This is a genomic window from Plantibacter sp. Mn2098 (genome assembly GCF_049319745.1).
Taxonomy (GTDB): domain Bacteria; phylum Actinomycetota; class Actinomycetes; order Actinomycetales; family Microbacteriaceae; genus Plantibacter.
In genome coordinates this window covers 190,502-203,145 of sequence record NZ_JBMOUH010000009.1, presented here as the reverse complement: position 1 = coordinate 203,145, position 12,644 = coordinate 190,502, and the positions used below count along the sequence as shown (strand labels likewise).

The 12,644-nt window shown below is 69.0% G+C and carries 10 protein-coding genes and 1 other RNA gene; 8 read left to right on the top strand and 3 right to left on the bottom strand.

Annotation, left to right across the window (positions count from 1 at the left end):
- Positions 1-17: 17 nt before the first annotated feature.
- Together ACL9RL_RS15280 and ACL9RL_RS15275 are read right to left on the bottom strand one after the other, a co-directional pair.
- Positions 18-1,835: a hypothetical protein gene (locus ACL9RL_RS15280; RefSeq protein ID WP_422781126.1), complete on the bottom strand. Its 1,818-nt coding sequence runs from the start codon at positions 1,833-1,835 to the stop codon at positions 18-20.
- A gap of 236 nt (positions 1,836-2,071) precedes the next feature.
- Positions 2,072-2,257: an SPOR domain-containing protein gene (locus tag ACL9RL_RS15275; protein ID WP_422781125.1), complete on the bottom strand. Its 186-nt coding sequence runs from the start codon at positions 2,255-2,257 to the stop codon at positions 2,072-2,074.
- Positions 2,258-2,291: 34 nt separating this feature from the next.
- On the opposite strand from ACL9RL_RS15275, the gene map reads away from it, so the two are divergent.
- From map to ACL9RL_RS15235, 8 genes are all read left to right on the top strand, one after another.
- A complete protein-coding gene (map, locus tag ACL9RL_RS15270; protein ID WP_422781124.1) occupies positions 2,292-3,167 on the top strand; it encodes a type I methionyl aminopeptidase in 876 nt (291 codons plus the stop codon).
- A gap of 26 nt (positions 3,168-3,193) precedes the next feature.
- Positions 3,194-3,982 carry a polyphosphate--glucose phosphotransferase gene (ppgK, locus tag ACL9RL_RS15265; protein ID WP_422781123.1) on the top strand — a complete coding sequence of 263 codons (789 nt, stop codon included), beginning with the start codon at positions 3,194-3,196 and terminating at the stop codon, positions 3,980-3,982.
- A gap of 301 nt (positions 3,983-4,283) precedes the next feature.
- Positions 4,284-4,391, top strand: coding sequence for a K(+)-transporting ATPase subunit F (gene kdpF / locus ACL9RL_RS15260; RefSeq protein ID WP_422781122.1), 108 nt, complete (start codon positions 4,284-4,286; stop codon positions 4,389-4,391).
- 1 nt (position 4,392) lies between these two features.
- A complete protein-coding gene (kdpA, locus tag ACL9RL_RS15255) occupies positions 4,393-6,069 on the top strand; it encodes a potassium-transporting ATPase subunit KdpA (RefSeq protein ID WP_422781121.1) in 1,677 nt (558 codons plus the stop codon).
- 2 nt (positions 6,070-6,071) lie between these two features.
- Positions 6,072-8,234, top strand: a complete 2,163-nt coding sequence (gene kdpB, locus ACL9RL_RS15250) for a potassium-transporting ATPase subunit KdpB (protein WP_422781120.1) — start codon at positions 6,072-6,074, stop codon at positions 8,232-8,234.
- Positions 8,235-8,346: 112 nt separating this feature from the next.
- Positions 8,347-8,955 carry a potassium-transporting ATPase subunit KdpC gene (gene kdpC, locus ACL9RL_RS15245; protein ID WP_422781119.1) on the top strand — a complete coding sequence of 203 codons (609 nt, stop codon included), beginning with the start codon at positions 8,347-8,349 and terminating at the stop codon, positions 8,953-8,955.
- A gap of 2 nt (positions 8,956-8,957) precedes the next feature.
- Positions 8,958-11,489, top strand: coding sequence for a DUF4118 domain-containing protein (locus ACL9RL_RS15240; protein ID WP_422781118.1), 2,532 nt, complete (start codon positions 8,958-8,960; stop codon positions 11,487-11,489).
- A complete protein-coding gene (locus ACL9RL_RS15235; protein WP_422781117.1) occupies positions 11,489-12,196 on the top strand; it encodes a response regulator in 708 nt (235 codons plus the stop codon). The genes ACL9RL_RS15240 and ACL9RL_RS15235 overlap by 1 nt, the downstream gene beginning before the upstream one ends.
- Positions 12,197-12,230: 34 nt before the next feature.
- Here ACL9RL_RS15235 and rnpB read toward each other — a convergent pair.
- Positions 12,231-12,604: RNase P RNA component class A (gene rnpB / locus ACL9RL_RS15230), an RNA gene on the bottom strand.
- Positions 12,605-12,644: the final 40 nt, after the last annotated feature.

Genomic DNA, 12,644 nt, shown 5'->3' with positions numbered 1-12,644 from the left:
CCCCGTTTCCGTGCGTGTCACGCCCATCCGAACACGAACCAGACGACCCACGCCGCCGTGGCGGCCCAGAGCGCCGACAACACGAAGACCGCGAGGCGGCGTCCCCGAGGCGCCCGCTGCCAGACCGGTGTCAGCCCGAACCCGCCGAGCACGAGCATGATCGACAACCAGGGCACGGCGGCCGGGACTCCGAGGAGCACGGTGGCCGGAGACGAGTGCACGTTCTGGAGCACGGCGACGGCGCACCCGATGAACCAGACCGAGCCGAACACCGGTGCGATCCCGGTCGCAAGACGCCCGAGGACGGGTTGCCGTCTGAGGATCGCGCCGATCGTCGGCACGAGCCAGCCGATGGCCCAGAACAGGTTCACCACGCCGAAGACGACGGGCACCGCGAACACCGCCGCGGATTGCGCAGGCGCGGAGGCGACAGCAGCCGCGAGCCTCGGGCTCGGGTGGGTGTCCGCCGCCGCGAGCACACGCACGGCGGCGTCGTCCACCGCGCACAGACCGGAACGGAACGACGACGGGTCTGCCAGCCAGGCCCGGACGACGAGTGAACCGCAACTGCTCGTCGTGAGGATCGGAGAACCCGCGCCGGGGAAGGTCGACCGGTCGGCTGCCGGGAACGAGAGCGATTCGACCGAGTCGGCCGCGGCCGTCCCGCCCTCGTCCAGGATGAGCGTCGGACGTTCGCCGGCCAGGACCGCGGCGTCGGCCTGCGGGGTGATCGGGATCCCGGCACCCGCACAGCTCGCCGCGGTGAGATCGGCGAGGAGGGTCGTCCCGACACCGTCGGCCGCGACCGGTCGATAGGGGGCGGCGCACGTGGCGAGCCATCGCGAGACGACGTCCGGCGTGATGATCGTCGACACCGCCGGCTCCACGATGGCGTCGAGGGCGGACGTTCCGCCGTTCGCGATGGTGGCGAGTGCGAGCGGCAGCGCCGCCTGTCGGGCGGGGTCGGCGGCCGCCGCATCGACCACGGCCTCCAGCGTGTCGCCGTTCAGCACCACCGGCCGCCATCCGGGCACACGATGCGGCGCGCGGTCGGCAGCGGCGACCGCTGACGCGAGTGCAGCAGCAGACCCGAGGCCAGTGGACGGTCGAAGATTGCCGCCGTCGAACACGGGGGCGTCCAGCACGACCCCGGAGACGCCTTTCGGGTCGATGGCGGCAGCGCGGGCGGCGACGGGCGCGGCCGTGCCGGACGCGTAGACGAACCACGACGGGTACCTGAGCTCGTGCCGAAGCTCGATGAGATCGTTCGCCGACTGCTCGACGCCGAAGGACGCGACCGTCAGCCCGTCGGCCGCCCAGCGCTTCGCGCATCCCTCGACGGCGCCGGTCATCCGCGAGACGGCCGTCTTCCTCGACGTCGGTTCCGCGAACACACCGGACAGCACGTCCACGGCGGCCGCACAGCGCAGCGCCGGTTTCGCCGACGCACCGCCCCGACGCTCGACGAACACGACGTCGCGGTCGGTGGAGAGTCCGAGCGTCGTGGTCAGTCCCACCACGTCGAGGTCCGCGAACGCCGTGGAGCCGAGCAGCACGACGACCGGCGGCACGGTGTCCTCGCCATGTGCGCCTGGGACGACGACGTACGGCAGCCGAACGGTCGGTGTGCCTTCGATGCCACGGGTCTCCGGGACCGACAGCACACCGCAGGTCGACCCGGGCGGCACCGTCATCACACAGTCGTCGGTCGCGGTCGATGCTGCTCGCGCGGCCGATGTGGCCGGGGCTCCCGCTGATCCGCCCACCGGGCCGACCGCCGGAGCGACCACTCCGAGGAGACCGGCGGCGACACCGACGCCCACCGCGACGAGCACGGCACGCAACCTGGACGACCGTCCCGCCGTTCGCCGCGCGGGGATCCGCTCCCCAGACCGTTCTGCTCGATGAGCCGCTCGATGACCTGCTCGATCAGTCCCTGCCCGCACCCGCATCGCCGTCCCCCGATCACACGCCGTCGTTCGGGTTCATCATCCACTGAACGGCTGCCCCGCGAAAGGGGTTGATCAGATCCGGCAGACGACGGATATGCAGATCGGGTGCGCGCGGAGGCTCAGTCTTCTGCGGCGTCCTCTGCAGCCCACTTGGCGCTGTTCGCGCGCAGCTTCTCGAGCGCGTGCTCGGCCGCCTCGTGGGTTTCGAACGGGCCGACGCGATCCAACGACGGCGACGCGTACCCGAACTCGACCGCCCCGGTCTTCACGTTGTACCAGTACTGCTCTGAAGGCGCCTGTGCCATGGTCCCACTCCCCTGCTCGGATAGGCTTGATCCTATGCCTTACGACAGTTTCGGTCACCTGATCGCCGGCCGAATCGGCCGCCAGCGCACCGTGCCGACCGACATCCCCCGCCCGGAATACGTCGGACGCGCCGCGCCGTCGCCGTACACGGGCGGAGACGTCTACTCCCCGGAGGACATCGAGCTCATCCGCGAGTCCGGTCGCATCGCAGCGGACGCCATCATGGCGGTCGGCGCAGCCATCCGCCCCGGCGTGACGACCGACGAGCTCGACGCCATCGGTCACGACTACGTCGTGTCGCACGGCGCCTACCCGTCGACGCTCGGCTACCGCGGATTCCCGAAATCCATCTGCAGCTCCGTCAACGAGGTCATCTGTCACGGCATCCCGGACGACACCGTGCTCCGCGACGGCGACATCGTCAACATCGACATCACGGCATTCCGGAACGGCGTGCACGGCGACAGCAACAAGACGTTCATCGTCGGCGAGGCGTCGGAGGACGCGACGCTCCTCGTCGATCGAACGAGAGAGGCGCTCGCCCGCGGCATCAAGGCCGTCGCTCCCGGCCGCCAGGTGAACGTGATCGGCCGCACGATCGAGTCCTACGCCAAGCGCTTCGGATACGGCGTCGTCCGCGACTTCACCGGTCACGGCGTCGGCCGCGCGTTCCACTCCGGCCTCATCATCCCGCACTACGACTCCGCACCCCAGTTCGACACCGTGATGGAGCCGGGGATGGTCTTCACGATCGAACCGATGCTGACGCTCGGGACCGCCGACTGGGATCAGTGGGAGGACGGCTGGACCATCACGACGAAGGACCGCTCACTCACCGCCCAGTTCGAGCACACGCTCGTCGTGACCGAGCGCGGCGCGGAGATCCTCACACTCCCCACCGGGGAATAGCGCCCGACGAGGAATAGGGTGGTGGCATGACGAACAACGCTCCCCAGTCCGCTGTCGGCATCGACATCGGGGGAACCGGTATCAAGGGAGCGGTCGTCGACCTCTCCACAGGCGAACTCCTCAGTGAACGCGTCAAGCTTCCGACGCCGAAGGGCGGTGAGCCGAAGGACATCGTTGGCACCGTCAAGGACGTCCTCGATGCGCTGTCCCCCGCGGGCGACAGCCTCCCGCTCGGCGTCTGCTTCCCCGCGATCGTGAAGAACGGTCGCACCATGTCCGCTGCGAACGTCTCGGACAAGTGGATCGGCCTCGAAGCCGAGAAGCTCTTCGAGAAGGGCCTCGGACGCGACATCCAGTTCGTGAACGACGCCGACGCCGCCGGGTACGCCGAAACCGAGTTCGGTGCGGCGAAGGACCGCAGCGGCCTGACCATCCTCACCACGCTCGGCACAGGCATCGGCACCGCCTTGATCTACGACCACACCCTCATCCCCAACGCCGAGCTCGGCCATCTCGAGATCGACGGGCACGATGCGGAGAGCCGCGCATCGTACGCGGCCAAGGAACGCGACGACCTCAGCTGGGACAAGTGGGCGAAGCGCCTGCAGAAGTACTACGAGCGCCTCGAATTCCTGCTGTCCCCAGACCTCTTCGTGGTCGGCGGCGGCGTGTCCAAGCACGCGGACGAGTTCCTCCCCCTGCTGAAACTCGACACCGAGATCATCCCGGCCGTGCACCGCAACAACGCCGGCATCCTCGGCGCAGCGGCCCTCGCGGCCCGTGGAGGCCGTCCGATCATCGCTCCGAAGAACTGATCGGGCGCACCGGACAGGCACGCACCAGAGACACACCAGCGACACACCAGAACCGCCGCATCCACTCGGGATGCGGCGGTTCTGGCGTTTCCTATGAGTACTCCGTGAGGGTCTGGCCGGAAGGCGTGAGGAAACCGTGAGGATCGCAGACGCGGGCCGTGCGCGGGCGTTGACTCTCATCCGGTGGCGAACGCCGCCCATCCGCCTCAGCGCGGATCGACCCGGTTGGAGTGTGTCCGATGCTCGACATCGTGTTCATCGGGGGCGCCATCGCCCTCTTCGCCCTCGTGGCCCTCGTGGCATGGGCGGTGGAGAAGCTGTGATCGTCATCGGCATCGCGAGCGCCGTTCTCGCCGTGGCGGCCATCGGCTACCTCATCGTCGCTCTTGTGAAGCCGGAGCGGTTCTGACATGACACCATTCCTGCTCCTCGCCCTGCAGCTCGCGACCCTCGCGCTCATCCTCGTCGTCGCGTACCGCCCTGTCGGCGACTACATGGCGAACGTCTACACGTCCACGAAGGACCTCGCGGTCGAACGGTGGATGTACCGCGCCACCGGTGTCGACCCGAAGTCACCGCAGACGCCGCGCAGCTACCTGCGCAGCGTGCTCGCCTTCTCGCTCATCGGCGTGCTGTTCGTGTACGTCCTCCAGCGCATCCAGCCCATCCTGCCCGCGGCGCTCGGACTGCCCTCCGTACCGGAGTCGCTGTCGTTCAACACCGCGATCTCGTTCGTCACGAACACCAACTGGCAGTCGTACACGCCTGAGGCGACGCTCGGATACACCGTGCAGCTGGCGGGTCTCGCCGTGCAGAACTTCGTGTCCGCAGCGGTCGGCATCGCCGTCGCGATCGCCCTCGTCCGCGGCTTCGCCCTCAAGCACTCCGACACCATCGGCAACTTCTGGGTCGACCTGCTCCGCGGCACGGTGCGGATCCTGCTGCCGTTCTCCGTCGTCGCCGCGATCATCCTCGTCGCTGGCGGGGTCATCCAGAACTTCGCGGATCCGACGAGCGTCCACACGATCGCCGGGGCGACCCAGTCGATCCCGGGCGGACCGGTGGCGTCCCAGGAGGCCATCAAGATGCTCGGGACCAACGGCGGCGGGTTCTTCAACGCGAACTCTGCCCACCCGTTCGAGAACCCGTCCCCGTGGATCAACCTCTTCCAGATCGTGTTGATGCTCGTCATCCCGTTCTCCCTCCCCCGCACCTTCGGGCGCATGGTCGGCGATCGCCGCCAGGGCTACGCGATCCTCTCCGCGATGGTCGCCCTGTTCCTCGTGTCCGTCGTCGCGATGACCGCGTTCGAAGTCGCAGGAGGCGGTACCGCGACAGCCGCGGCCGGCGCCGCGATGGAGGGCAAGGAAGCGCGCTTCGGCATCATCGGATCGACCCTGTTCGACTCGACGTCGACCCTCACGTCCACTGGCGCGATCAACTCCACGCCGGACAGCTACACCCCGCTCGGCGGAGCGATGGCGATGATCAACATGATGCTCGGCGAACTCGCCCCCGGCGGTGTCGGTTCCGGTCTCTACGGCATGCTCGTGATCGCGATCATCGCGGTGTTCCTCGCCGGGTTGATGGTGGGACGCACGCCCGAATACCTGGGGAAGAAGCTCGGCGCGAAGGAGATGAAGCTCGCGAGCCTCTACATCCTCACCACGCCGACCCTCGTCCTCGCAGGGACGGCCCTGAGCTTCGCGATCCCCGCCGTCCGCGGCAACGTCGAAGGCACGTCGATCCTGAACTCCGGGGTCCACGGCTTCAGCGAAGTCCTCTACGCATTCACCTCGGCCGCCAACAACAACGGCTCGGCGTTCGCCGGCCTCACCGCGAACACGCCGTGGTTCAACACGGCGCTCGCCGTCGCGATGCTGCTCGGACGATTCCTGCCCATCGTGTTCGTGATCGCGCTCGCCGGTTCCCTGGCGAAGCAGGACCGCGTCCCCGTCACGGCCGGCACGCTGCCGACCCACCGGCCGCAGTTCGTCGGCCTCCTCATCGGCACCGTCGTCATCGTGTCGGCGCTCACCTACTTCCCGGCCCTCGCGGTCGGCCCGCTCGCAGAAGGACTCCTCTGACCATGTCCACCCTCACCAACATGCAACACCCGTCCGGCTCCCAGCCGCGCGATCACCACGGCGCCACGGCCGGCACGAAGCCGTCCAGCAGGACGCTCAGCCCTGCGCAGATCCTCCAGGCGCTTCCCGGCGCGTTCCGGAAGCTGCACCCGGCGGCGATGTGGAAGAACCCCGTGATGTTCATCGTCGAGGTCGGCGCGGCACTCACGACCCTCATCGCGATCGTGACCCCGTTCATCAGCGATCCGGACACCTCGGTCTCGCTCCTGTTCATCTGGTCCATCGCCATCTGGCTCTGGCTGACGGTCCTGTTCGCGAACCTCGCAGAGTCCGTCGCAGAGGGCCGCGGCAAGGCGCAGGCCGCGAGCCTCCGCGCCACCAGGACGACCACCACGGCGTCGAGGCTCATCGCCTACGACGCCGATCTCGACCCAGAGGCGCTCGGCGCGGCCGTGGAGCAGGTGGCGTCCGCCGACCTCACGCTCGGCGACACCATCGTGGTGACGGCCGGCGACCTCATCCCGGGCGACGGCGACATCGTCCACGGCATCGCGTCCGTCGACGAGAGCGCCATCACCGGAGAGTCCGCGCCGGTCATCCGCGAGGCCGGCGGCGACCGCAGCGCCGTCACGGGCGGAACACGCGTGCTGAGCGACCGCATCGTCGTGCGGATCACCAGCCGTCCAGGAGAGACCTTCGTGGACCGCATGATCCGCCTCGTCGAAGGCGCGTCCAGGCAGAAGACGCCGAACGAGATCGCCCTCGGCATCCTCCTGGCCAGCCTCTCGATCGTGTTCCTCGTCGTGACGCTCACGATCAACCCGCTGGCGAGCGCCGGCGGGGCCGCGGTCGGCGTGACCGTGCTCGTCGCGCTCCTCGTCTGCCTCATCCCGACGACCATCGGCGCCCTCCTCTCCGCGATCGGCATCGCCGGCATGGATCGGCTCGTGCAGCGCAATGTCCTCGCGTTGAGCGGACGTGCGGTCGAGGCCGCCGGAGACGTGACCACCCTGCTGCTCGACAAGACCGGCACGATCACCTACGGCAACCGCCGCGCCGTCGAATTCGCGCCCATCGTCGGTGTGAGCGTCGCATCGCTCACCCGCGCATCGGTCCTCGCCTCCCTCGGCGACCCGACGCCGGAGGGCCGCTCGATCCTCGACCTCGCCGACGACCTCGGCGACCACGACCGTGAGACCACCGGCGCGCTCGTCCCGTTCACCGCGCAGACGCGCATGAGCGGCGTCGACCTCCCCGACGGATCCACCGTGCGGAAGGGCGCCGGCTCAGCGGTCATCGCCTGGGTCGAGGCGCAGACCCCCATCGGTCCGTCGACACGCGCAACGCTCGACGCGGAAGTGAACCGCGTGTCCGAGGCCGGCGGCACCCCACTCGTCGTGGCGGAGTCCGACTCGACCGGGCGCGCGCGAGTGCTCGGCGTGGTCTTCCTGAAGGACGTCGTCAAGGAGGGCCTCGCCGAACGCTTCGGCGACCTGCGTCGCATGGGCATCCGCACGGTCATGATCACGGGCGACAACCCCGTGACCGCGAAGGCCATCGCACTCGAAGCCGGCGTCGACGACGTCCTGGCCGAAGCGACACCGGAGGACAAGCTCGCGCTCATCAGGCGGGAGCAGGAAGGCGGCAACCTCGTCGCCATGACGGGCGACGGCACGAACGACGCACCGGCGCTCGCCCAGGCGGATGTCGGCGTCGCGATGAACACGGGCACGTCGTCGGCGAAGGAGGCCGGCAACATGGTCGACCTCGACTCCGACCCGACGAAGCTCATCGACATCGTCACGATCGGCAAGCAGTTGCTCATCACGCGTGGATCGCTCACGACGTTCTCGATCGCGAACGACGTCGCGAAGTACTTCGCGATCATCCCGGCCATGTTCGCGGTCGCGTTCCCCGGGCTGCAGGTGCTCAACATCATGCAGTTGCACTCGCCGTCCTCCGCGATCCTGTCCGCCGTGATCTTCAACGCGCTCATCATCGTGGTGCTCATCCCGCTCGCCCTGCGCGGTGTCGCCTACCGTGCAGCCTCCGCGACGTCCCTGCTCGGCCGGAACCTGCTCATCTACGGGCTCGGCGGACTCATCGCGCCGTTCATCGGCATCAAGCTGATCGACCTCGTCGTGTCGCTGCTGCCCGGGTTCTGATCATGCGCGAAGCAGACATCAGGCCTCAGATGATTCACGGCCGAGCGGCAGCAGCCGGCGCGGACCAGCCCATCACGAACCCGAACACCTCCAGATCGGACAGGAACAACTCATGACCACCTCGCGCGGAATCCTCCGCCAGCTGGGCGTCGCCACCAGGACGATGCTCCTCTTCACCCTCGTCCTCGGCGTCGGCTACACGCTCGTCATCACGGGTGTCGGGCAGGTCGCCTTCGGCGCCCAGGCCAACGGTTCCCTCGTCAGCCAGGACGGGCACGTCGTCGGGTCCTCGCTCATCGGGCAGAGCTTCACCGACAAGCAGGGCGCCGCACTGCCGCAGTGGTTCCAGTCGCGACCGTCGGCGGCCGGCACCGGATACGACTCCACCACCTCCGGCGGCAGCAACCTCGGGCCGAACAGCAAGGTCCTGCTCGGCGACATCCAGGCGCGCGCCGCCGCCATCGCGTCGGACGACGACGTGTCCCCGAGCGCTATCCCCTCTGACGCGCTCACGGCCTCAGGCTCCGGCCTCGACCCCGACATCAGCGTCGCGTACGCCCAGCTGCAGGCGCAGCGGATCGCCACGGCACGCGGGCTCGACGTCTCCAAGGTCGACGCACTCATCACGTCTAAGATTCAGGGCAGGGACCTCGGCTTCCTCGGGGAACCACGGGTCAACGTGCTTGCACTCAACCTGGCACTCGCGAAGATGGGCGACTGAGCATGACACGCGGACGATTGCGGGTATTCCTCGGGGCAGCCCCCGGAGTCGGCAAGACGTTCGCGATGCTCGAAGAGGGCGCCCGTCTGCGCGACGCCGGCATCGACGTGGTCGTGGGTCTTGTCGAGACCCACGGCCGCGCCGCGACCGCCGCCCTCACGAACGGTCTGGAGATCGTGCCGAGGGCCACGGTCGAACACAGCGGCGTGACCCTGTCTGAGCTCGATCTCGACGCGATCATCGCGCGCAAGCCGGAGCTCGCCCTCGTCGACGAGCTCGCACACACGAACGCACCGGGGTCGACGGCCGCAAAACGCTGGCAGGACGTCGACACCCTGCTGGACGCCGGCATCGACGTCCTGTCGACGGTCAACATCCAGCACATCGAATCCCTGACCGACGTCGTGGAGCGCATCACGGGTGTCAGGCAGCGCGAGACGATCCCCGACCACGTGCTGCGCGCTGCCGATCAGGTCGAACTCGTCGACCTCGTCCCGCAGGCGCTGCGAGCCAGACTCTCCGCCGGTGAGGTGTACCCGGCCGATCGCATCGATGCGGCGCTGTCGCACTACTTCCGTCTCGGCAACCTCACCGCCCTGCGCGAACTCGCCCTGCTGTGGCTCGCAGACGACGTGGACAGCGCCCTGGGCGCGTACCGGGCCGCACACGAGATCAACGACCGATGGGATGCGCGAGAACGTGTCGTCGTCGCGCTGACCGGCGGACCGGAGGGCGACACGCTCATCCGCCGCGGCGCCAGGATCGCGTCCCGCTCGGCCGGCGGCGACCTCGTCGCCGTGCACGTCGCGACCCAGGACGGTCTCAGAGACGCCGATCCAGGCGTCCTCGCCAACCAGCGGGCGCTCGTCGAACGCCTCGGCGGCAGCTACCACCAGGTGCTCGGACAGGACATCCCGGAAGCGCTCGTCACGTTCGCGAAGGCGAGCAACGCGACCCAGCTCGTCGTCGGCGTCAGTCGGCGCAGTCGCGTGAGCGCGCTGCTCGGCGGTCCGGGCATCGGCGCAACCGTCATCCGCGAGTCCGGCGACATCGACGTGCACATGGTCGCCCACGCCGCTGCCGGTTCTCGGGCGGCGCTCCCCCGGTTCCGCGGCGCCCTCACCGTCCGGCGGCGTGTGCTCGGCTTCGTCCTCGCCCTCGTGGGAGGGCCGATCCTCACCTGGTTGCTCGAACTCGTGCGCGCACCTGAGACGCTCACGCCGACGGCGCTCACGTATCAGCTGTTCGTCGTCATCGTCGCCCTCCTCGGTGGACTGTGGCCGGCCGTCTTCGCGGCGGTGCTCAGTGGCGTCACCCTCGACTTCTTCTTCATCGCGCCCGTCGGCAGCATCACCATCAGCGACCCGTCCCATCTCGTCGCACTCGTCCTGTACGTCGCCATCGCCGCGCTCGTGAGCGTCGTGGTCGACCAGGCGGCCAGGCGGTCTCGATCGGCGGCCAGGGCCGGTGCGGAATCCGACCTGCTCGCGACGGTCGCCGGCAGCGTCATCCGCGGCGAGAACGCCCTCCAGGCGCTCGTCAGCCGCACACGAGAAGCCTTCGGGCTCGTCGGCGTCCGGCTCCTGCGCGGACGCGAAGCGGTCGTCACCGACGGCGAACCGGCCGACGAGGCCCACACCACGAGGCTCCCCGTCGGCGCGGATGCGACGCTCGAACTGTCCGGACGACACCTCGAAGCGGCCGACCGACGAGCACTCGGCGCCATCATCGCGCAGATGGAGGCCGTGATCGAGCGTGAGCAGTTGCGACTCGCGGCCGAAGAGATGCTGCCGCTCGAACAGACCGACCGGGTGCGCAGCGCGCTCCTGGCCGCTGTCGGCCACGATCTGCGCCGCCCGCTCGCAGCCGCGACCGCCGCCGTGACCGCGTTGAACGCGCCCAACATGGACTGGAACGACGGCGACCGGGAACAGCTCCTCGAAACGGCGGAAGCGAGCCTCGCCTCCCTGAGCGGACTCGTGACGAACCTGCTCGACGCGAGCCGGCTCCAGGCCGGCGTCCTCGCGGTCGCCCTCGCACCGACCGCCTACGACGACGTGCTGCTGCTCGCGCTCGACGAACTCGGGCTGGGTCCCGGCGCAGTGCATCTCGAGCTGCCGCCGGACGCGCCGAACGTCCTCGCGGACGCCGTGCTCCTGCAGCGGGTCGTGGTGAACGTCATCGGGAACGCCCTGCGATTCTCACCGGCCGACGAGCCGCCCGTCGTGCGGGTCAGCACCTTCCAGGGCGCGGTGGAGCTGCGGGTCGTGGATCGCGGGCCCGGTGTGCCTGCCGAACGGAAGGACGACATCTTCGTCCCGTTCCAGCGGCTCGGCGACGACGACAACACGACCGGCCTCGGGCTCGGCCTCGCGCTCTCCCGTGGTTTTATGGAGGGCATGGGCGGCAGCCTCGATGCGGAGGACACCCCTGGCGGCGGACTGACGATGGTGCTGCGGCTCGAGGAGCGTCGAGGCCCGGACGCAGACGAACCACAGAACGACGACGCCACAGCCGAGGGGAACAACCACTGATGCGGATCCTGATCGCCGACGACGACCCCCAGATCCTCCGGGCGCTGCGCATCACGCTCACCGCACGCGGATACGACGTCGTCACCGCTCCGGACGGGGCCACCGCGCTCAGCCAGGCCGCGGAGCATCGGCCGGACCTGCTGATCCTCGACCTCGGCATGCCGGGCATCGGCGGTGTCGACGTCATCCACGGCGTGCGCGGCTGGTCCGCCCTGCCGATCCTCGTGGTCTCCGGTCGGACGGACTCCGCCGACAAGGTGGACGCCCTGGACGCAGGGGCCGACGACTACGTGACGAAGCCGTTCGCGATCGATGAGCTCCTCGCCAGAGTGCGGGCGTTGACCCGCCGCACGGTCCAGGCGCCGGAGTCGCCGACGGTCACCTTCGGCGACGTCACCGTGAATCTCGCGGACACGGTCGCGACGAGGCGGTCCGCAGACGGTCGCACGGAGCCGGTCCGGCTCACCCCGACCGAGTGGAAGCTCCTCGAACAGCTCATCAGGCACCCGGGACAGCTCGTCACGAGGCAGATGCTCCTGACGGAGGTCTGGGGACCGCAGTACACGACGGACACAGGCTACTTGCGGCTCTACCTGGCGCAGTTGCGGAAGAAGCTCGAGCCGGTGCCGTCCGCTCCGCGGTACCTGATCACGGAGCCGGGCATGGGGTACCGATTCGTTCCGGACGAGCTACCGGACTCGCTCTGAGCTTCGCGCCGTCCATCGACCGAGCTGGAAGATGTGAATGGGTCGGCCGGTACGCCGGGTTCTGTCTCTGCGCACGAAGCGCATCGGACGGCCATCTCTCTCGGGACTACGTTGCCGCAGCCCTCTAGCGGTCTACCCGGAAACTTGGCGAGCAGCCTCAGCGTTCCCTGTTGACCTTGCTCCGGACGAGGTTTACCGAGCCGACCGGGTCACCCCGGTCGCTGGTGGGCTCTTACCCCACCGTTTCACCCTGACCGCAGTCGCCTGCGGCGGTCTCTTCTCTGTGGCACTGTCTCGCGGGTTGCCCCGGGTGGGTGTTACCCACCGCCCTGCTCTGTGGAGCCCGGACGTTCCTCGGCATGCTCCTCCCCGGAGGGATTCACATGACGCGACCGCCTGGCCGGCCCATTCACGGTCTCAGTCTACCGGTGCCGGAGACGGACGTCCC

Coding starts and splice junctions, on each gene's coding strand:
- ACL9RL_RS15275 (WP_422781125.1), bottom strand. CDS start 2,257: ATGGCACAGGCGCCTTCAGAGCAGTACTGGTACAACGTGAAGACCGGG.
- map (WP_422781124.1), top strand. CDS start 2,292: ATGCCTTACGACAGTTTCGGTCACCTGATCGCCGGCCGAATCGGCCGC.
- ppgK (WP_422781123.1), top strand. CDS start 3,194: ATGACGAACAACGCTCCCCAGTCCGCTGTCGGCATCGACATCGGGGGA.
- kdpF (WP_422781122.1), top strand. CDS start 4,284: ATGGGCGGTGGAGAAGCTGTGATCGTCATCGGCATCGCGAGCGCCGTT.
- kdpA (WP_422781121.1), top strand. CDS start 4,393: ATGACACCATTCCTGCTCCTCGCCCTGCAGCTCGCGACCCTCGCGCTC.
- kdpB (WP_422781120.1), top strand. CDS start 6,072: ATGTCCACCCTCACCAACATGCAACACCCGTCCGGCTCCCAGCCGCGC.
- kdpC (WP_422781119.1), top strand. CDS start 8,347: ATGACCACCTCGCGCGGAATCCTCCGCCAGCTGGGCGTCGCCACCAGG.
- ACL9RL_RS15240 (WP_422781118.1), top strand. CDS start 8,958: ATGACACGCGGACGATTGCGGGTATTCCTCGGGGCAGCCCCCGGAGTC.
- ACL9RL_RS15235 (WP_422781117.1), top strand. CDS start 11,489: ATGCGGATCCTGATCGCCGACGACGACCCCCAGATCCTCCGGGCGCTG.